The organism is Streptomyces sp. NBC_00234, from assembly GCF_036195325.1.
In the GTDB taxonomy this organism is placed as follows: domain Bacteria; phylum Actinomycetota; class Actinomycetes; order Streptomycetales; family Streptomycetaceae; genus Streptomyces.
The window spans coordinates 3,349,355-3,369,424 of the sequence record NZ_CP108101.1 but is presented as its reverse complement, the minus strand read 5'-3'; the positions used below and the strand labels follow the sequence as shown (position 1 = coordinate 3,369,424).

The 20,070-nt window shown below is 70.7% G+C and carries 17 protein-coding genes; 12 read left to right on the top strand and 5 right to left on the bottom strand.

The annotated features are described in order from the left end of the window. Positions 1-71 precede the first annotated feature (71 nt). From OG230_RS14545 to OG230_RS14535, 3 genes are read left to right on the top strand one after another with little or no spacing between them, the layout of a single operon-like run. Positions 72-1,418, top strand: coding sequence for a ubiquitin-like domain-containing protein (locus OG230_RS14545; protein WP_328910628.1), 1,347 nt, complete (start codon positions 72-74; stop codon positions 1,416-1,418). Further along, positions 1,415-2,299 carry a 16S rRNA (adenine(1518)-N(6)/adenine(1519)-N(6))-dimethyltransferase RsmA gene (gene rsmA, locus OG230_RS14540; protein WP_328910627.1) on the top strand — a complete coding sequence of 295 codons (885 nt, stop codon included), beginning with the start codon at positions 1,415-1,417 and terminating at the stop codon, positions 2,297-2,299. Before OG230_RS14545 ends, rsmA begins: the two co-directional genes overlap by 4 nt. Next, positions 2,296-3,201 carry a 4-(cytidine 5'-diphospho)-2-C-methyl-D-erythritol kinase gene (locus tag OG230_RS14535; protein ID WP_328910626.1) on the top strand — a complete coding sequence of 302 codons (906 nt, stop codon included), beginning with the start codon at positions 2,296-2,298 and terminating at the stop codon, positions 3,199-3,201. Before rsmA ends, OG230_RS14535 begins: the two co-directional genes overlap by 4 nt. 35 nt (positions 3,202-3,236) lie before the next feature. Here OG230_RS14535 and OG230_RS14530 read toward each other — a convergent pair whose 3' ends face one another. Then, positions 3,237-3,908 carry a lipoprotein gene (locus OG230_RS14530; protein ID WP_328910625.1) on the bottom strand — a complete coding sequence of 224 codons (672 nt, stop codon included), beginning with the start codon at positions 3,906-3,908 and terminating at the stop codon, positions 3,237-3,239. A 147-nt stretch (positions 3,909-4,055) separates the two neighbouring features. Between OG230_RS14530 and OG230_RS14525 the strand changes: the two genes are divergently transcribed. The 5 genes from OG230_RS14525 (at position 4,056) to OG230_RS14505 (ending at position 12,581) form a co-directional block, all read left to right on the top strand. Further along, positions 4,056-5,876, top strand: coding sequence for an ABC-F family ATP-binding cassette domain-containing protein (locus OG230_RS14525; RefSeq protein WP_328910624.1), 1,821 nt, complete (start codon positions 4,056-4,058; stop codon positions 5,874-5,876). Positions 5,877-5,958: 82 nt separating this feature from the next. Beyond that, a complete protein-coding gene (locus OG230_RS14520; RefSeq protein ID WP_328910623.1) occupies positions 5,959-7,668 on the top strand; it encodes an outer membrane protein assembly factor BamB family protein in 1,710 nt (569 codons plus the stop codon). Positions 7,669-7,911: 243 nt separating this feature from the next. Then, positions 7,912-9,744 (top strand): outer membrane protein assembly factor BamB family protein, encoded by a 1,833-nt coding sequence (locus tag OG230_RS14515; RefSeq protein WP_328910622.1) that lies wholly within the window; start codon positions 7,912-7,914, stop codon positions 9,742-9,744. A 55-nt stretch (positions 9,745-9,799) separates the two neighbouring features. Beyond that, positions 9,800-11,656, top strand: coding sequence for an outer membrane protein assembly factor BamB family protein (locus tag OG230_RS14510; RefSeq protein ID WP_328910621.1), 1,857 nt, complete (start codon positions 9,800-9,802; stop codon positions 11,654-11,656). A 229-nt stretch (positions 11,657-11,885) separates the two neighbouring features. Continuing rightward, positions 11,886-12,581, top strand: a complete 696-nt coding sequence (locus OG230_RS14505; RefSeq protein ID WP_328910620.1) for a helix-turn-helix transcriptional regulator — start codon at positions 11,886-11,888, stop codon at positions 12,579-12,581. Positions 12,582-12,619: 38 nt separating this feature from the next. Here OG230_RS14505 and OG230_RS14500 read toward each other — a convergent pair whose 3' ends face one another. Both OG230_RS14500 and OG230_RS14495 read right to left on the bottom strand, forming a co-directional pair. Further along, positions 12,620-12,946 (bottom strand): hypothetical protein, encoded by a 327-nt coding sequence (locus OG230_RS14500; RefSeq protein WP_328910619.1) that lies wholly within the window; start codon positions 12,944-12,946, stop codon positions 12,620-12,622. A 15-nt stretch (positions 12,947-12,961) separates the two neighbouring features. Further along, positions 12,962-14,632: a sodium:solute symporter family protein gene (locus OG230_RS14495; protein ID WP_328910618.1), complete on the bottom strand. Its 1,671-nt coding sequence runs from the start codon at positions 14,630-14,632 to the stop codon at positions 12,962-12,964. Positions 14,633-14,900: 268 nt separating this feature from the next. Here OG230_RS14495 and galT point away from each other — a divergent pair, with 268 nt between their 5' ends. Genes galT through galK form a run of 3 tightly spaced genes read left to right on the top strand, consistent with a single transcriptional unit; the run spans position 14,901 to position 18,087 of the window. Beyond that, positions 14,901-15,944 carry a galactose-1-phosphate uridylyltransferase gene (gene galT, locus OG230_RS14490; RefSeq protein ID WP_328910617.1) on the top strand — a complete coding sequence of 348 codons (1,044 nt, stop codon included), beginning with the start codon at positions 14,901-14,903 and terminating at the stop codon, positions 15,942-15,944. Continuing rightward, positions 15,941-16,921, top strand: a complete 981-nt coding sequence (gene galE / locus OG230_RS14485) for a UDP-glucose 4-epimerase GalE (protein ID WP_328910616.1) — start codon at positions 15,941-15,943, stop codon at positions 16,919-16,921. Before galT ends, galE begins: the two co-directional genes overlap by 4 nt. After that, positions 16,918-18,087: a galactokinase gene (gene galK, locus OG230_RS14480; RefSeq protein WP_328910615.1), complete on the top strand. Its 1,170-nt coding sequence runs from the start codon at positions 16,918-16,920 to the stop codon at positions 18,085-18,087. Before galE ends, galK begins: the two co-directional genes overlap by 4 nt. Before the next feature lie 9 nt (positions 18,088-18,096). On the opposite strand, the gene OG230_RS14475 is transcribed toward galK, so the two are convergent. Then, positions 18,097-18,549: a GNAT family N-acetyltransferase gene (locus OG230_RS14475; protein ID WP_328910614.1), complete on the bottom strand. Its 453-nt coding sequence runs from the start codon at positions 18,547-18,549 to the stop codon at positions 18,097-18,099. Between the two features lie 229 nt (positions 18,550-18,778). Here OG230_RS14475 and OG230_RS14470 point away from each other — a divergent pair, with 229 nt between their 5' ends. Next, positions 18,779-19,588: a helix-turn-helix transcriptional regulator gene (locus tag OG230_RS14470; protein WP_328910613.1), complete on the top strand. Its 810-nt coding sequence runs from the start codon at positions 18,779-18,781 to the stop codon at positions 19,586-19,588. On the opposite strand, the gene OG230_RS14465 is transcribed toward OG230_RS14470, so the two are convergent. After that, a complete protein-coding gene (locus OG230_RS14465; RefSeq protein ID WP_328910612.1) occupies positions 19,547-20,044 on the bottom strand; it encodes a MarR family winged helix-turn-helix transcriptional regulator in 498 nt (165 codons plus the stop codon). The genes OG230_RS14470 and OG230_RS14465 overlap by 42 nt on opposite strands. Between the last annotated feature and the right edge of the window lie 26 nt (positions 20,045-20,070).

The window sequence follows — 20,070 nt, the reverse complement described above, 5'->3', positions numbered from 1 at the left end:
TTTGGAGAGTCACGGAAGCTCCGCTATCGTCCCCGCGCATTCGGGTCGCAGGGCCGATCTTCTGGAGCGTCGTGAGCAATTCGCAGGGCAGTCACCGTGCAGCGCGCGGCGGCCGGCGTCAGCCGGCCGCACCCGTCGCCGTCGCGTCCCCCGTCTCCCTCCATGAAGAGCCGACGCTCGTGGACACCTCGTGGGCCGGCCCGGCCTTCCACGACCCGACGATGGTCGACACCCCTCTGGTGCCCCGCCAGACGGTCACCGCGGACGGCGCCACGCCCCGCAGGGGCACCGGACGGGGCACCAGGCGCCGCAAGAGCACCACGGGCCCGGAGGGGCTGCGGCGGCTCGTCCCGCAGGCCCTCGTCGTCGCCTTCCTGGCCGGCGGCACCTCGGCGTTCGTCGCCCACGACAAGGCCGTCCACCTCAGCGTCGACGGGGAACCGCGCACCCTGCACACCTTCGCCGACGACGTCGGCGAACTCCTCCAGGACGAGGGCGTCACCGTCGGCGCCCACGACCTCGTGGCCCCGGCCCCCGGCACCGAACTGGACAGCGGCGACGAGGTCGTCGTCCGCTACGGGCGCCCCGTCACCCTCACCCTCGACGGGATCCGCCGCCAGGTGTGGACCACCGCCGAGACCGTCGACGAGGCCCTGCGCCAGTTCGGGGTGCGGGCCGAGGGCGCGTACCTCTCCGCCTCCCGCTCCTCCCGGATCGGCCGCACCGGCCTGACCCTCGACATCCGCACCGAACGCACCGTGACCTTCATGGCCGACGGCCGCGAACGCACCCTGCGGACCAACGCCGCCACCGTCCGCGAGGCGGTCGCCGAGGCCGGCATCACCCTGCACGGCCAGGACACCACCTCCGTGTCCCCCGACAGCTTCCCCCGCGACGGCCAGACCATCTCCGTCATGCGGATCACCGACAGCCGTGAAGTGCGCGAGGAGACCGTCCCGTACGCCGTCGAGCGAAGCGAGGACCCTACCCTCTTCGCGGGCACGGAGGTCGTCGAACGCAACGGCCGCAATGGCGCCCGCCGCGTCACGTACGCCCTGCGCACGGTCAACGGCGTCCGGCAGAAACCGCGCAGGACCGGCCTGGAGACGCTGCGCGAACCGGTCAGCCGGGTCGTGCGCGTCGGCACGAAACCCATGCCGGACTCGGTGACGGGCGCCGACGGACTGAACTGGAACGGGCTCGCCGCCTGCGAGTCCGGCGGCCGGCCGAACGCCGTCGACGCCAGCGGTACGTACGGCGGGCTGTACCAGTTCGACACCCAGACCTGGCAGTCCCTCGGCGGCAGCGGCCGGCCCCAGGACGCCCCGGCCTCCGAGCAGACGTACCGGGCGAAGAAGCTGTACGTGCAACGGGGGGCGAGTCCGTGGCCGCACTGCGGCCGTAGGCTTAGCGGGTGAGCAGCACAGAGCCCGACGCCCTCCTGGGCCCCGCAGACATCCGCGACCTGGCCGCGAAACTGGGCGTACGCCCGACCAAGCAGCGCGGTCAGAACTTCGTCATCGACGCCAACACCGTCCGCCGGATCGTGCGCACCGCCGAGGTGCGCCCCGACGACGTGGTGGTCGAGGTGGGCCCGGGGCTGGGTTCGCTGACCCTGGCGCTGCTGGAGGCGGCGGACCGGGTCGTCGCCGTCGAGATCGACGACGTGCTCGCGGGCGCGCTGCCCGCCACGGTCGCCGCCCGGATGCCGGAGCGCGCCGACCGCTTCGCCCTCGTCCACTCCGACGCGATGCTGGTCCGGGAGCTGCCGGGACCGCCGCCCACCGCGCTGGTGGCTAATCTCCCGTACAACGTGGCCGTGCCGGTCCTGCTCACCATGCTGGAGCGCTTCCCGAGCATCGAGCGCACGCTCGTGATGGTGCAGGCCGAGGTCGCCGACCGGCTGGCCGCGAAGCCGGGCAACAAGGTCTACGGCGTGCCGTCGGTCAAGGCCAACTGGTACGCCGACGTCAAGCGCGCCGGCTCGATCGGCCGCACGGTCTTCTGGCCCGCGCCGAACGTCGACTCGGGGCTGGTGTCCCTGGTCCGGCGCACGGAGCCGATCAGGACCAGCGCGAGCCGCACCGAGGTCTTCGCGGTCGTCGACGCGGCCTTCGCCCAGCGCCGCAAGACGCTGCGTGCCGCCCTGTCCGGCTGGGCGGGCTCCGCGCCCGCGGCCGAGGCCGCGCTCGTCGCGGCCGGTGTCTCCCCGCAGGCCCGCGGCGAGGCCCTGACGGTCGAGGAGTTCGCCGCGATCGCCGAGAACAAGCCGCAGAGCGAGCCGGAGCCGTCCGCATGACCCACAGCGTCACCGTCCGTGTCCCGGCGAAGGTCAACGTGCAGCTCGCGGTCGGCGCCCCGCGCCCCGACGGCTTCCACGACCTGGCCAACGTCTTCCTCGCCGTCGGCCTGTACGACGAGGTCACCGTCACCCCCGCCGACGCGCTGACGGTCACCTGCTCGGGTCCGGACGCCGCCCAGGTCCCGCTGGACGCCACGAACCTCGCCGCCCGCGCCGCCCTCGCACTCGCCGGGCGGCACGGTCTCGCGCCCGATGTGCACATCCACATCTCCAAGGACATCCCCGTCGCGGGCGGCATGGCGGGCGGCAGCGCCGACGGCGCCGCCGCCCTGCTGGCCTGCGACACCCTCTGGTCCACCGGAGCCTCCCGCGAGGAACTCCTCGAACTCTGCGCCGAGCTGGGCAGCGACGTCCCGTTCAGCCTGGTCGGCGGGGCCGCACTCGGCGTCGGACGCGGCGAGCGGCTGACCCCGATCGAGGTCGGGGGCACCTTCCACTGGGTCTTCGCGGTCGCCGACGGAGGACTCTCCACCCCGGCTGTCTACGGCGAGTTCGACCGGCTCACGGCGGGTACGGACATCCCGGAGCCCACCGCGTCCGCGCCGCTCCTGGCCGCGCTGCGCGCCGGGGACACGGCCGGGCTCGCGGAGGCCCTGAGCAACGACCTCCAGGCCGCCGCCCTCTCCCTGCGCCCCTCCCTGGCCGACACCCTCGCGGCGGGCACCGCGGCGGGCGCGCTGGCCGCCCTGGTCTCCGGCTCCGGGCCCACCACCGCGTTCCTGGTGGCGGACGAGGAGTCGGCGCAGAAGGTGGCGCAGGCGCTGATCACGTCCGGGACGTGCCGGACCGCGCGGGTGGCGCGCTCCGCGGCGCCGGGCGCGACGGTCCTGCGCCCGTAGGGCCTCCGGCTCCGGCTCCGGCCGGGGGCCGGGCGTCAGCCGAGCTTCAGGCTCTTCTTCGCCAGCTCGTACGCGGGCAGCATCTGCCGGTGCTCGCTGGAGTCGAGCCCGCCCAGATGCACCACGACCGGGCCGTCCGGCGTGGTGACCGCGAAGGCGCGCTCGGTCTTCGGGTCCAGCACCTCGCCGCTCACGGTGTACGCGACTTCGGCGGCCTCCAGGGAGCCGGCCCGGATCGCGGAGTACGTGGCCTCGGTGGCGTTCGGGTCGGCGGCGACGAACGCCTGCAGCACCGCGCGCGGGTCGCTCCCGGACGGTTCTCCCGCCCACACCCGCAGGTAGCCGATGTTCCCCGCCGGCTTGGCGTCGATCTCGCAGACCATCCGGACCGGGCCCTGCTCACCCAGCGCGGCCAGTTCGGAATCGGGGTCGACCTCGACCGCCTCCGGCGTCCAGGACTTCGCGAAGTCGAAGCTGACGGGCATCGGGCAGGCCGAGCCGGCGCCCCCGACCGTGCCGCCCTTGGTGACGGGCTTCCCGGCCGGGGTGTCCGTCTTCCCGGCCGCGCTGTCCGGGCTCTCGGGGCTGCCGGCCGTCTTCCGCGACGCCTTGCCCGTGTCCGTACCGTCGTCCGACGAGCATCCGGCCAGCGCCACCGCCGCCAGGACCGTCGGAACCAGAACCCTTGCCGCGTACCGCTTCTTCATGAAGTCCCCACCCCTGAGATGATCCCCACCGCTCCGACCTGGGGTTCTTCCCCAAGATCGATCGCCGCACGCTATCGCACCTCCGGCGGCGACTACCCTGGGACTTCGAGCGGTCCCCGACGCAGGGACCCCCCAGGCAGGAGTGAAATGGCCGTCAATCTGGTCAATGTCGAGCAGGTCAGCAAGGTGTACGGCACCCGTGCCCTGCTCGACGGTGTATCCCTCGGGGTGTCCGAGGGCGACCGGATCGGCGTCGTCGGCCGGAACGGCGACGGCAAGACGACTCTCATCCGGATGCTCGCCAAGCTGGAGGACGCCGACACCGGTCGCGTCACCCACAACGGCGGGCTGCGCCTCGGTGTCCTCACCCAGCACGACTCCCTCGACCCGAAGGCGACGATCCGCCACGAGGTCATCGGCGATCTCGCCGACCACGAGTGGGCGGGCAGCGCCAAGATCCGTGACGTGCTCACCGGACTCTTCGGCGGCCTCGCGCTGCCGGGCTTCGAGCACGGCCTGGACACCGTCATCGCACCCCTCTCGGGTGGCGAGCGCCGCCGCATCGCGCTCGCCAAGCTGCTCATCGGCGAGCCGGACCTGATCGTCCTGGACGAGCCCACCAACCACCTCGACGTCGAGGGCATCTCGTGGCTGGCCGGCCATCTGCGCACGCGCCGTTCGGCGCTGGTCTGCGTCACTCACGACCGGTGGTTCCTCGACCAGGTCTGTACGCGCATGTGGGACGTCCAGCGCGGCACGGTCCACGAGTACGAGGGCGGCTACAGCGACTACGTGTTCGCCCGGGCCGAGCGGGAGCGGATCGCCGCCACCGAGGAGTCCAAGCGGCAGAACCTGATGCGCAAGGAGCTCGCCTGGCTGCGGCGCGGTGCCCCCGCCCGTACGTCCAAGCCGCGCTACCGCATCGAGGCGGCCAACGAGCTGATCGCCGATGTGCCGCCGCCGCGCGACACCAGCGAGCTGATGAAGTTCGCCAACGCCCGGCTCGGCAAGACCGTCTTCGACCTGGAGGACGTGACGGTCCAGGCCGGCCCCAAGACGCTGCTGACCCACCTCACCTGGCAGCTCGGCCCCGGCGACCGTATCGGTCTGGTCGGAGTCAACGGCGCGGGCAAGACCTCGCTGCTGCGGGCCCTCGCCGAGGCGTGCCGCACGCAGGGCGACGAGCAGCCCGCCGCCGGGAAGATCGTCGTCGGCAAGACGGTCAAGCTGGCCTACCTCTCGCAGGAGGTCGCCGAGCTGAACCCGAACCTGCGGGTGCTCGAAGCGGTGCAGCAGGTCCGGGACCGGGTCGACCTCGGCAAGGGCCGGGAGATGACGGCCGGGCAGCTCTGCGAGCAGTTCGGCTTCACCAAGGAGAAGCAGTGGACGCCGGTCGGTGACCTCTCCGGTGGTGAGCGGCGCAGGCTCCAGATCCTCCGCCTGCTGATGGACGAGCCCAACGTCCTCTTCCTCGACGAGCCCACCAACGACCTGGACATCGAGACCCTGACGCAGCTGGAGGACCTCCTCGACAGCTGGCCCGGGTCGATGATCGTGATCTCCCACGACCGGTTCTTCATCGAGCGGACCACCGACAAGGTGATGGCCCTGCTCGGCGACCGCGCGCTGCGGATGCTGCCGCGCGGGATCGACGAGTACCTGGAGCGCAGGCAGCGGATGGAGGAGACCGCCACCCCGGCCTCCGCGTCCGGTTCCTCCGGCATGCGGCCGGCGGCTCAGGTCGAGACCGTCTCGCCGCAGGCCGCGCGTGCTGCGAAGAAGGAACTCCAGAAGGTCGAGCGCCAGCTGGAGAAGATGTCGACCAGGGAAACGACCCTGCACGCGCAGATCGCCGACAACTCCACCGACTTCGAGAAGGTCGCGAAGCTCGACGCCGAGCTGCGTGAACTGGTCGCGGAGCGCGATGTGCTGGAGATGCGCTGGCTGGAACTGGCCGAGGATTCCTGACAGTCGGCTGTGACCGGTGGTGCGTTCGGGGCGGGTGGTAGAAAGAAACCTTGCCCGGAACGCACCCAGGGGGAATGCACGGATGAGCCAGCCGCCCGGTCAGCAGCAGCCGCAGGGGGTCTTCGGGGCCCCTTACGAGCCGGAGCCCGGTCGGTACGGCCGGCCTCCGGAGCCGTACGGGCAGCAGGCGCAGCCCGGTTACGGACAGCCCGGCCCTGAACAGCCCGGCCACGGTCAGCCAGGTTACGGTCAGCCCGGTTACGGCTATCCGCAGCCTCCGTCCCCTTCCCCGCTTCCGCCCCGGCCGCCCAACGGGCCGGGTGGTGGCGGGCGTTTCCGGGGGAAGCCCGCGCTCGTCGTCGCCGCGGCGCTCGCCGTGGCCCTGCTCGCGGGCGGCGGCGTCTGGTTCGCGACGAGCGGCGACGGCAGTGACGGTGGGAAGAAGCCCACCGCCGGGAAGAGCGCCGTGACCGGGCAGCCGTCCTCGTCGCCCAGCGGGGACGACAGCAAGGGCAAGGACAAGGCGCCCGATCCCGAGAGCGCCGAGAAGCTCAACGCCGGCCGCAAGCCGGGCGAGGCCAAGGTCCTCTGGATTCAGCGCAACGGCGTCGACCTGCCTCTCAACGGCTTCGACGCCCACGGCCCGTGGATCGTCGGAGACACCGTCGTCAAGGCCATGTACCGCACGGTGTCCGGCTATTCGGTCACCGACGGCACGAAGAAGTGGAGCCTGCGCCTCACGGGCGAGGTCTGCGCGGCCCCCACGCAGGCGTCCCCCGACGGCAAACTCGTGATCGGTATCGAGGACAGCACCGCGAGCGACGCGTTCTGCAACCACCTCCAGATGATCGACCTCACCACGGGGAAGGCGGGCTGGCGCACGTCCTATGCGCGCTCGGGTGCCTGGGACGAGCTCTCCGACGTCTCGATGGCGATCAACGGCAACACCGTGACCGCGGGACGCACCAGCCGGACACATGCCTTCCGGATCAGCGACGGCAAGGAGCTGTGGGACAGACTGCCCGGCAACTGCCAGCCCTTCGGCTTCGTGAGCGGACCGGTCCCGCTCGCCGCCGCCAGCTGCCAGACCGCGGCGGACGACCACGCCGAGCAGATGGTGCAGCGGATCGACCCGGTCACCGGGAAGATCGCGTGGACGTACAAGGTCAAGAAGGGCTGGAAGGTCGACCAGTTCTACTCGGTCACCCCGCCGGTCGTCTCCCTGAAGAAGGGGGAGAAATGGGCGATCGTGGTGCTCAACGCCGACGGCACCTACCGCTCCCAGCTGATCGGCGGCACCGACGACTACGCGACGCGGTGCGGCAGCGACCTCCTCACCCGGGGCAAGAACATCGACAACTGCGTGGGCGTCGCGGCCGATGCCGACACCGTCTACATGGCCACGAAGCCCGAGTTCGTCGGCGACGGCATGAACAACGCGGTCGTGGCCTTCGACCTGGACACCGGCAAGTCGTCCTGGAAGGTCACCGCGCCCGCCGGACACACCCTCATGCCGCTGCGGGTGGAGGGCGGCAAGGTGCTGAACTACCTGTCGCCGGGTGAGGGCAGGAACAAGAAGGAGGGCGGCGGGATCATGGCGCTCGGGCCGACGGGCGGCGCACTGCAGCCCGTTCTGCGGCACCCCTCGTCCGCCGCCGCGGTGGAACGGGGCTTCTTCACTCCCCGGGTCGTCTACGCCAACGGGCGCTCCCTCCTCATGCACGCCTACGTCACCGGGGTCACCGACGAGGAAGAGATCGCGCTGCGGACGATGATCAGCTTCGGCGACTGACATGCTTTCAGGTCCGGCCGAGGCGTAACGAGGGCATCACGAGGCGGTTCTCCCTTGGGAACAGGGGGTGGACCGACCCCGTGTTCGAAGTCGTGCGAGTGGTAAAAAGAAGCCCCGCTCGACTGTCGTAACACCGCGGAAGCCATGACCGATTCGCTCCTTTCCCATGGGTATCAGCCCTGCGGAATCGCGGGGGAGACCGAAACGGACACCGGACCGCACCGCACGAAGGGGGACGTGCTGATGACCCAGCCGCCCAGCCAGCAACCGCCGCAGGGAGGCTTCGGGGCTCCGCAGGAGCCGCCGCAGGGAACTCCTCAGCCGCCTCCGCCCCATGGACAGCCGCAGACCCCGCCGCCCGCGCAGCCTCCGCAGATGCCGCCCGCGCCTCCGCAGACCCCGCCGCCGGGCCAGCCCGGTTACGGCTATCCGCAGGCGCCGGGCCAGGCCCCGGGACCGTACGGCCAGCAGCCCGGACCGTACGGGCAGCAGCCGGGTCCGTACGGGCAGCAGCCCGGACCCTATGGCCAGCCGGGCCCCTACGGGCAGCAGACGCAGCCCGGTTACGGCTATCCGCAGCAGCAGTACCCCGGCGCGCCCGTCCCCGGCGGCCCGGCGGGACCCGGTGGCGGCAGCCCGTTCAAGGGCAAGCCCGCGATGATCATCGGCGCGGCGGTCGCGGCGCTGCTCGTCATCGGCGGCGGCGTCGTGTTCGCCACGAGCGGTGGTGACGACAAGAAGCCCGTGGCCAAGAAGACCACCGAGGCCGAGCCGAGCGTGTCCCCCACGGTCGACGAGGGCGACGGCAACGGCGACGGCCGCGAGGTCGACGACGACCTCAACGCCGGGCGCAAGGCGGGCGAGGCGAAGGTCCTCTGGCTCCAGACGAACGACGTCGACCTGCCGCGCAACGGCGCGGACGTGTACGGCCCGTGGCTCGTCGGCGACACCGTCGTCAAGGGCATGTACCGCACCGTCTCCGGCTACTCGGCCGCCGACGGCAAGCGGAAGTGGACCCTCCCGCTGCCCGCCGACCTGTGCGCGGCCCCCGCGCAGCCCACCGCCGACGGCAAGCTCGTCATCGGGGTGAAGGACAGCACCAAGGACAGCGCCGACTGCGCGGTCCTGCAGATGATCGACCTCAACACCGGCAAGCCCGGCTGGAAGAAGACGGTCAAGCAGAACAGCACCTGGGACCTGATGTCCGACATCGGTCTGGCGATCAGCGGGGACACCGTCACCGTCGGACGCACCAGCAACTCCAACGGCTACCGGGTCAGCGACGGCAAGGAGCTGTTCGGCAAGCCGGCGGGCAACTGCCAGCCGTTCGCCTTCGCGGGCGGCCCCAAGCTGATCGCCGCCGGCAGCTGCCGCACCGACGACATCGAGAACCCGCAGCACCAGATCCAGGAGATCGACCCGGTCAGCGGGAAGCCCAAGTGGACGTACAAGCCCGCGCGCGGCTGGGAGATCGACAAGGTCTACTCGGTGAGCCCGCTGGTCGTCTCGCTGACCCAGGAGAAGAAGAAGCAGTGGTCCATCCTCGCCATCAAGGAGAACGGCACGCTCCGTTCCCAGCTGGACGGCGACGACGAGGACAAGTTCTCGCCCAACTGCGGCAGTAACTTCTCGATCTTCGGCGAGAAGCTCGAAGGCTGCACAGGGGTCGCCGCCGACGCCAACACCTTCTACATGGCGACCGAGGACGACACCAGCACCGGCAGCCGCACCAACAAGGTCGTCGCCTTCAACCTGAACACCGGCAAGCCCCGGTGGAAGGCCGCGGCCCCCGCCGAGCGCGTCATGACGCCGCTGCGGATGGAGGGCGGCAACGTCCTGCTCTACCTGGAAGCCTCGTACAACAAGGGCGGGGCCATCGCCACGCTCGCCCCGACCGGCGGCGCCCCCACCGTGGTGCTCCAGCACCCCGAGTCGACGTCCGGCATCGAGAGCACCTTCTACTCGTCGAAGATCGCCTACGCGGGCGGCCGTTCCTTCATCCTCAGCGGGCGCATCAGCGCCGGCAGCGACAAGGAGGAGAAGGAGCAGAAGACCATGATGGTCTTCGGCAAGTGACGGTTCACGACGGCAACCGACCCCACAGTCCCCTTCCTTCAGAGGTAAGCACTCCATGACCCAGCCGCCCCAGCCGTCCAACGAGCCGCCCCAGGGCGGATTCGGTGCCCCGCAGGGCCCCCCGCCCGGTGGATTCGGCGCGCAGACCCCGCCGCCGTCCGACGGCTTCAGCAAGCAGCCGCCGCCCGCCCCGCAGGCCCCGCCCGCCCCCCAGGCCCCCGCTCCGGGTGGCTACGGCACCCCGCAGGCGCCCCCGCCGGGCATGCCGCCGCAGAACCCCGGATACGGCTACCCGCAGACCCCGCCGCCCGGCGCGCCCCCGGCGCAGCCCGGGTACGGATTCCCGCAGACCCCGCCGCCCGGACAGCCGGGCATGCCCCAGCAGGGGTACGGCTATCCGACCGCGCCCATGCAGCCGCAGTACCCGGGACAGCCCGCCGCGAACGGCGGCAAGAAGTTCAGCACCCAGATGCAGATCATCGTCGCGGCGGCTGCGGCCGTCGTGCTGATCATCGGCGCCGGGGTCGTCTACTCCGCCACCAGCGGTGACGAGGGCACCGGCAAGAAGACCGAGGCGTCCTCGGCCGGCACGACCGGCGGCGAGAACAAGGGCGGCGAGGGCAGCGGACTCGGCGGCGGCGACGAGAAGGCACCGGCGAACACCAAGTCGACGGTCGGCTTCCAGCTCCCGCAGCCGAAGGTCACCGACACCACGACGGTCGCGGGCTCCTGGCTCACCGACAAGGCGTACGTGAAGACCGGCGTGTACGAGATCGTCGGCTACGACCCGGCCAAGGGCACCAAGCTCTGGTCGATCCCGCTGCCCGGCCAGGTCTGCTCCGCGTCCAAGCACATGAGCAAGGACTTCAAGACGGCCGTCGTCTTCGAGGCGGGTAAGCCGACCAAGGCGAAGAAGTACCAGCCCTGCAACCAGGTCGGCGCGCTCGACCTGGCCACCGGCAAGCTGATCTGGAGCAAGTCGGTCACCGCGGCCACCGGCGGCGACGAGCCCGTCAGGTACGACGAGGTCACGGTCAGCGGCAGCACGGTCGCCGCCGGCGGCACCAATGGCGGCGCCGCGTTCAACCTCACCACCGGCGCCGAGCTGTGGAAGCCGACCGCCGACGCGGACGGCTGCTACGACATGGGCTACGGCGGCGGCGAGGCCCTGGCCACGGTCCGCAAGTGCGGTTCGTACGACGACCCGCAGCTGACCGTCCAGTCGCTGAACCCGACCACGGGCGCGCCGATCTCCTCGTACAAGATGCCGCCCGGTGTCGAGTACGCGAGCATCGTCTCGACCAAGCCGCTCGTCGTCGCCGCCGATGTCGGCGACACCGCCGGTGACGGCAGTGGCATCTCGGACTTCTTCTCGATCGACGCGGCCACCGGCAAGCTGCTCGTCCGGATCTCGGCCGACGCGGACAAGTACGCGGCCCGCTGCGGATCCACCGAGGTCGAGACCTGCCAGCACCTCGCCGTCGGCAACAACAGGCTGTACGTGCCGACCGAGGAGCACGAGGGCGGTGGCGAGTACGGCGACACCAACGAGATCGTCGCCTTCGACCTGACCACGGGCAAGCTCGTCGGCGGCAAGGCGGACGCCGGTGACCGCTACACGCTGACGCCGCTGCGCATGGACGGCACCAACATCCTCGCCTACAAGCAGCCCCCGTACGACAAGGGCGGCCAGGTCGTCTCCATCGACGGCGAGACCTTCAAGGAGACGCTGCTGATGGAGAACCCGAGCGAGGAGGCGGTCCGCGACGCGGAGAGCAGCTTCTCCGGGGACTACTCCGAGGTCGTCTACTCGAAGGGGCAGCTGTTCCTGTCCGAGACGATGATCAGCGAGCCGCGCGAGAGCTCGCTGGACGACAAGGAGTACCTCGTCGTCTCCTTCCGCACCAGCTGAACCCTCCCTCTCCGCACGCACACGGCCCTGCCGGTCGATCAAACGACCGGCAGGGCCGGTCGTTTTCCGCCCGTCAAGTGCACGTCGACGAACCAGAATTCGGCATTCTCGGGTGCTTCTGACGGCTAAGGGGCGCACAAGGTCGAACAAGCGTGTAGCTTGCCGGGTCACGGCCGGGGGGCCGGGCCGGCAGGGGTATTACAGGGGTGGGGTACATGGGGGTTGCTCGATGAGCGTGCGGCTCATGGTGGTCGACGACCACCGACTGCTCGCCGAGGCACTCGCCTCGGCGCTGAAACTGCGCGGGCACCGGGTGCTCGCCGCAGCCGCGCCGACGTCCGGGGCGGCGGAGCTGGTGGTCAGCAGGGCGCCGGAGGTGTGTCTGTTCGGCACGGCGACGCCCGCCGAACCGGGGGCGTTCGACCCGATCGTCCGCATCGGGCGGGAGCGCCCGCAGGTGGCGGTCGTGGTGCTCGGCCCGGTGCCGAGCCCGCGCGGGATAGCGGCGGCGTTCGCCGCGGGGGCCGCCGGATACGTCCGTCACGACGAACGCATAGAAGGCGTCGAACGGGCGATCATCAAGGCAAGGGCGGGGGAGAGCGCGGTCGCGCCGCAACTGCTCAGGGCGGCTTTCGCGGAGCTGCTCAACCCGGCGGTCCAGCCGGACGACGAGGGCCAGCGGCTGCTGCGGATGCTCACCCCGCGCGAGGTCGAGGTGCTCGTGCGGGTCGCGGAGGGCGAGGACACCCGGCTCATCGCGGCGGGCATGGGGATCGCGTCGAGCACCGCGCGGACGCATGTGCAGCGGGTTCTCATGAAGCTGGGCGTGGGCTCCCGCCTGGAAGCGGCGGCACTCGCCGCCCGTACCGGGCTGCTGGACCGGGCGGCCTCGGATACGCGGCAGGGGCCCGACCTCCCCGGCTGAGCGGGTGAGGCAGGGCCCCTGCGGCGGACGAGGGTGCGTCAGCCGTCGGCCGGCTCGGGCACGGCGGCCGGTGCGACGTCGGCGCGGGCCGGGTCCGGGACGTCGGCCGGTGCGACGGCGGGGCGCAGCTTCATCCAGATCAGGAAGAACAGCCCGAGTGCCAGCATGGCGAGGCCGGTCCAGAGGTTGATGTGGACGCCCTGGGCCTTCTTCAGGTCCGCTTCGGACGGGCTGAGCCCGGCGATGGTGACGATCACGCCGTAGAGGACGAAGAGGCCGCCGATGATCCTCCGGATGTCGAAGAGCCGGGCCGCGGTCGCGGACTTGCGCTCCAGTGCGGAGACTTCCGTGTGCAGGTCGGTCATGGTGAGTGCCTCCGATCAGAGCGAATAGGGCAGGTAGCAGAGGGCGGCGAGGACGATGGCGCCCCAGCCGAGCAGGGCGGGGCGGCGGTACCAGGCGCTGTCGGCCTCGTCCGGCACCTCGTCGGTGTCCGGGGACTCCGTTCCGTACACCAGGCCGGCCAGTTCGGCCTCGGGCTTCGGTGCGGTGAAGAGCGTGACGGCGACCATGACGACGGCCCCGGCGACGAATCCGACGATGGCGGAGACGAAGTTGGCGCCCTGGTCGGTCGGGATGTCGATGACCCCGCCCTTGTAGATCCAGAAGTAGTTGACCATCGCGGCGGTGGTGCCCGCGACGAGTCCCCAGACACCGGACTTCATCGAGGCGCGCTTCCAGAACATGCCGATGATGAACACCACGAACATCGGGACGTTGAAGAAGGAGAACAGCGTCTGGAGGTAGCTCATGATGTTGGAGAAGCTGGCCGCGATGAAGGCCGTGCCGATGGAGGCCAGCACACCGATCGCCGTGATCAGCCGTCCGAAGCGCAGGTAGTACGCGTCCGGCCGGTCCTTCTTCACGTAGCGCGCCCAGATGTCGGTCGTGAACACCGTGTTGAACGAGGACACGTTCGCCGCCATGCCGGCCATGAACGCGGCCAGCAGACCGGTCACCGCGATGCCGAGCACCCCGTTGGGCAGGAGTTCCTGCATGAGCAGCGGGATGGCGTCGTTGTACGTGAGGTCCGACTCCGGCGTGCCGATCTGCGGTACGACGACGGCGGCGACCAGGCCCGGGATCATCACCGCGAAGACGATGAAGATCTTTGGGAAGGCGGCGATCAGCGGAGTGCGCTTGGCGGCCGACAGGTTCTTCGCGGAGAGGGCGCGCTGGACCTCGGCGAAGTTCGTCGTCCAGTAGCCGAACGAGAGCACGAAGCCGAGGCCGAGGATGATCGTCAGCCAGTTGGCGCCGAGCGGGTTGGCGTCACCGATGCCGGTGCCGCCCCAGGCGGAGAGGAAGTCCGGTCCGTGGCTCTTCTCCAGGGATCCGGTCAGTCCGTCCCAGCCGCCGACGCGCTTGAGCCCCAGCAGGGTGAGCGGGATCAGCGCGGCGAGGATGACGAAGAACTGCAGCACCTCGTTGTAGATCGCCGAGGAGAGCCCGCCGATCGTGATGTAGATCAGGACGAAGAAGCCCGCGACGACGATCGCGACCCACTGCGGCCAGCCGAGAAGCGCCTCCACGACGATCGACAGGGCGTAGAGGTTCACGCCCGCGATCAGGATCGCCGCGAAGGCGAAGAGTATGGAACTCAGCAGGTGGGCGGACTTGTCGAAGCGCTGGAGCAGGAACTCCGGTACGGAGCGCACCTTCGAGCGGTAGTAGAAGGGCATCATCACGAGGCCCAGGAAGACCATCGCCGGGATGGCCCCGATCCAGTACCAGTGGACGACCGCGACGCCGTACTGCGCGCCGGTCGCCGCCATGCCGAGGATCTCGGTGGCACCGAGGTTGGCCGCGACGAAGGCCAGACCGGTCACCCAGGCGGGCAGTGACCGTCCGGAGAGGAAGAAGTCGAGGCTGGTCTTCACGCTGGCACGGGCGGCGAAGCCGATGCCCAGGACCACGACGAAGTAGATCGCCAGAATCGTGTAATCGAGCCCGTTCGTGGGGAGCCGGAGCCCTTCGGCCAGGTAGTGCATGGGGGGTACTCGCTTCGTTGCGCGAACTGAACCCGACGGAACCTACGCCTTTGCGTTCATAAAATGAACAGTTGTGATGACGTTCTTTGTTCGATCGTGATCGGGTGGCGCGGAATTGAGGCGATATGTAGGCGTATGAACCCCTCTCGCTCACATAACTTCACAGGTTCGGTTCCGCATTCACATGACCTTTCGGAAGCCCCTCGCTGCCATTGACGCCCGTGTTGGCTTGTGGTTTCTTATGTTTGGTTATGTTTGGAGGAACCTGGTGAAGAAGACGGTTACGAGCCTCGCCGACGGCCGTGAGCTGATCTATTACGACTCCGCGGACGACACCGTCCGCGATGCCATCGACCGCCGACCGCTCGACGCCGTCTCGACCTCCTCGGAGGTCCGCCGCGATCCGCTCCTCGGCGACAGCGTCGCCATCGCCTCGCACCGTCAGGGGCGCACCTACCACCCGCCGGCCGACGAGTGCCCGCTCTGCCCCTCCGAGGGCGACCGGCTGAGCGAGATCCCCGACAGCCACTACGACGTGGCCGTCTTCGAGAACCGCTTCCCCTCCCTCGCCGGGGACTCGGGCCGCTGCGAGGTGGTCTGCTTCACCTCCGACCACGACGCCTCGTTCGCCGACCTCACCGAGGAGCAGGCGGGCCTGGTGCTGGAGGCGTGGACCGACCGCACCGCCGAACTCGCCGAGCTCGACCAGGTCACCCAGGTGTTCTGCTTCGAGAACCGGGGCGCCGAGATCGGGGTCACCCTCGGCCACCCGCACGGCCAGATCTACGGCTACCCCTTCGTCACCCCGCGCACCGGCCAGATGATGCGCTCGGCGCAGCGGCACCGCGAGGAGACCGGCCGCAACCTCTTCGACGACGTCGTGGCCCGGGAGCTCGCCGACGGCGCCCGCGTGGTGCTCTCGGGCGAGCACTGGGTGGCCTTCGTGCCGTACGCGGCGCACTGGCCGTACGAGGTGCACCTGTACCCGCGCAGCCGCGTCCCCGACCTGCGGGACCTCGACGAGGCCGCCCGCACAGAGTTCCCACAGATCTATCTGGAACTCTTGAGGCGGTTCGACCGGATCTTCGGCCCCGGCGAGCCGCCGACCCCGTACATCTCGGCCTGGCACCAGGCCCCGTTCGGGGTCCCCGGCCGGGAGGACTTCGCGCTGCACCTGGAGCTTTTCACCATTCGGCGCACCTCCGGCAAGCTGAAGTTCCTCGCGGGCTCCGAATCCGGTATGAGCGTGTTCATCAACGACGTGCCGCCGGAGGCCGCGGCCCAGCGACTGCGAGAGGTAGCGAGCGAGTGAGCAACTCCCGGAAGAAGTACCTGGTGACCGGCGGCGCGGGATACGTCGGAAGCGTGGTCGCCGCGCATCTGCTGGAGGCCGGCCACGCGGTGACCGTCCTGGACGACCTCTCGACCGGTTTCCGGGAGGGCGTCCCGGAGGGGGCCGAGTTCGTCGAGGGCCGCATCCAGGACGCCGCCAAGTGGCTGGACCGCTCGTACGACGGCGTGCTGCACTTCGCCGCGTACTCCCAGGTCGGCGAGTCCGTCGTCGACCCGGAGAAGTACTGGGTGAACAACGTCGGCGGGACCACCGCCCTGCTCGCCGCGATGCGCGCGGCCGACGTGCGGACCCTGGTCTTCTCCTCCACGGCCGCGACCTACGGCGAGCCCGCGTCCAGCCCCATCACCGAGGCGTTCCCGACCGCGCCGACCAACCCGTACGGCGCGAGCAAGCTCGCCGTCGACCACATGATCACCGGCGAGGCCGCCGCGCACGGGCTGGCCGCCGTCTCGCTGCGCTACTTCAACGTGGCGGGCGCGTACGGCAGTTCGGGCGAGCGGCACCACCCCGAGTCGCACCTCATCCCGCTCGTCCTCCAGGTCGCCCTCGGGCAGCGCGACACGATCTCCGTGTACGGGGACGACTACCCGACCCCGGACGGCACCTGCGTCCGCGACTACATCCACGTGGCCGACCTCGCCGAGGCGCACCTCCTGGCCCTGGACGCCGCGGCCACCGGCGAGCACCTCATCTGCAACCTGGGCAACGGCAACGGCTTCTCCGTGCGCGAGGTCATCGAGACCGTCCGCCAGGTCACCGGTCACCCCGTCCCCGAGACCCCGGCCCCCCGCCGCGCCGGCGATCCGGCCGTGCTCGTCGCCTCGGCCGCCACCGCCAGGGAGCGCCTCGGCTGGCAGCCGTCCCGCGCCGATCTGGCCGGCATCGTCGCGGACGCCTGGGCGTTCGCCCGCAGAGAGGAGTCCACCACCTCATGACTTCCGGATCCGCCGACCTCGAGGCCGGCTTCACGGAGCTGTACGGGAAGGCCCCCGAAGGGGTGTGGGCCGCACCCGGACGGGTGAATCTGATCGGTGAGTACACCGACTTCAACGACGGCTTCGTGATGCCGCTCGCCCTCCCGCACACCGCGCGCGCGGCCGTCGCCCGCCGCACCGACGGCGAGCTGCGGCTGCACTCCACCGACGTCCCCGGCGGTGTGGTCCAGCTGCGCGTCGACGAGCTGACCCCGCACGAGGGGCACGGCTGGGCGGCCTATCCGGCCGGTGTCGTCTGGGCGCTGCGGGAGGCCGGCCACCCGGTCACCGGTGCGGACATCCAGATCACCTCCACGGTCCCGACCGGCGCCGGTCTCTCCTCGTCCGCCGCCCTCGAAGTGGTCACCGCGCTCGCCCTGAACGACCTGTTCGAACTGGGCCTGAGCCGCGCCGAACTGGCGGTGATCGGCCAGCGCGCGGAGAACGCGTTCGTCGGCGTCCCCTGCGGCGTCATGGACCAGATGGCCTCCGCCTGCTGCACCGACGGCCACGCCCTTCACCTCGACACCCGCGACCTCGGCCAGCGCCAGGTCCCCTTCGACCTGGCCTCCCAGGGACTGCAGCTCCTGGTCGTCGACACCCGGGTCAAGCACGCCCTGGGCGACGGGGCGTACGCGGAGAGGCGGGCCGGCTGCGAGGAGGGCGCCCGGCTCCTCGGCCTGCGGACCCTGCGCGAGCTCCCGTACGAGGGTCTCGGTGCCGCGCTCGCCACCCTGGCCTCGGCCGGGGCCGACGAGTCCGTCGTGCGGTACGTGCGCCACGTGGTCGGTGACAACCACCGGGTCGAGCAGGTCATCGCCCTGCTCGACGCCGGTGAGGTGCGTGCGGCGGGCCCGGTGCTCAACGAGGGCCACGTCTCGCTCCGCGACGATCTGCGGGTCTCCTGCCCGGAGTTGGACCTGGTGGTCTCCACGGCGAACGCGGCCGGGGCGCTCGGTGCCCGGATGACCGGTGGCGGCTTCGGCGGCTCGGCGATCGTGCTGGTCGAGGAGGCGGACGCCGAGACGATCACCAAGTCGGTCCGGGAGGCGTTCGCCTCGGCCGGATACGCCGCGCCGGGCGTCTTCCCCGCCGTACCGTCCGCCGGTGCCCGCAGGCTTCGCTAGGGCCTGTTTTCAGGGCCTCTCGACGAGGCGCTTGACGAGGATGAACTCGGTGACGCCGGGCGGGTAGTTGTCGACCCGCCCGGCCACCTCGTACCCGTGCTTCCGGTAGAAGGCGGGGGCCTGGAAGTCCCAGGTCTCCAGGCGCGCGTCGGTGCAGAACCGTTCGGTTCGGGCGACCTTCTCGGCCTCGGCCAGCAGGCGCGCCCCGAGGCCGAGCCCGCGGTGGCCGGCCTCCACCCAGAGCAGGTCGACGTGGAGCCAGTACGCCCAGGTCCGTCCGCACAGTCCGCCGACGATGCCGCCCTCCTCGTCCAGGAGCCAGACCTCCAGGGGGACTTCGTGTTCCGCGGGGGTGGAGAGCAGGGCGCGCAGCTCCGGTGACGCGGCTCTGTTGTCGATGCGCAGTTGCCCGCTCAGCAGAGTGCGACGTTCTTTGTCTACTTCTGTCTCAAGACGGAACATGAATCACACCCTAAACACCCTGGGCGACCAGTTCTGTGAATTCGCTTCCGCTCCCGGCCCCCGCCCGTACGCTGATGCTCAGCACCGGTGGGGGCCGGTGCCGATTCAGGGGACGAGACAGTCGGGTACGACGCCCGGGACGGGGTGGCATGCGGTGCGCGGCGGCGGCCGTGAGCTGTGGGCCACCGGAAAGTTCCGGGCGTCGTACCCGTAGTTGTCGGTCCCCACGATGGGGGTGTCTGTGGCTCGTATCCGGGTTCTGGTCGTCGACGACCATCGCATCTTCGCCGAGTCGCTCGCTGCGGCTCTCGCGGCCGAACCGGACGTGGACGTGGCGGCGGCGGGCAGTGGCCCGGCCGCGCTGCGCTGTCTGGAGCGCGCGCTCGCCGAAGGCCGTGCGTACGACGTACTGCTGGTCGATGCCGAACTGGGCATCCTGGCAACGGGCGGTGCCCGCGCCGTCCCCGTGCCGAACAGCGGGGAGAACCGCCTGGTCGACGGCATTTCGCTGGTCGCCGGTGTCCGTGCGGGACAGCCGTCCGTCCGTACGGTGGTGCTCGCCGAGCGGGACGATCCGCGCCGGGCCGCGGCGGCGCTCCAGGCCGGTGCGTCCGGCTGGGTGGCCAAGGACTGTTCGCTGCAACGGCTGCTGGCGGTCATCCGGGGCGTCCTTCGCGACGAGACCCATCTGCCGCCCGCGCTGCTGACCGGTGTCCTGCGGGAGCTGACGGCGGCGCGCAAGCACCGAACCGAGAGCGAGCGTCTCATCGAGTCGCTGACCCCGCGCGAGTGCGAGGTGCTGCGGTGCATGGTCGCGGGCCTGGGCCGCAAGGCGGTCGCGGAGCGTCTCTTCCTCTCCCCGCACACGGTGCGTACGCACATGCAGAACGTGCTGGGAAAGCTGGGCGTGCACTCCACGCTGGCCGCGGTGGCGCTGGCGCGGCGGGCCGGTGTCGGGCCGGCCGACCTGACGGTCGCTCCGCTGCCCGGTGAGGTCCTAGCCGGGAACGTTGTCGAACGGGGCGGTCAACTGGCGTAGCAGTCCCGCCAGTTCGCTCCGCTGGTGGCGGGACAGCTCGCCCAGGATGGCGCGTTCCTGATCGAGCAGGCCGGCCAGGGACTGGTCGGCCTTGTCCTGGCCCTCGGCGGTCAGCCGCACGAGCACGCCGCGCCGGTCGCTCGGGTCGGGGAGGCGCTCGACGAGGTTCTTCTTCGTCAGCCGGTCGATGCGGTTGGTCATCGTGCCCGAGGTGACCAGCGTCTGGGTCAGGAGCTGGCCGGGGGAGAGCTGATACGGGGCGCCCGCGCGCCGCAGCGACGTCAGTACGTCGAACTCCCACGGCTCCAGATTGTGCTCGGCGAAGGCGATCCTGCGGGCCCGGTCGAGGTGGCGGGCCAGGCGGGAGACGCGGCTCAGGACCTCGAGTGGTTCCACGTCGAGGTCGGGGCGCTCTCGGCGCCATGCAGCGACCAGCCGGTCGACCTCGTCCTCCATGTGGATCAGTGTAGAGGGTCTGTCGA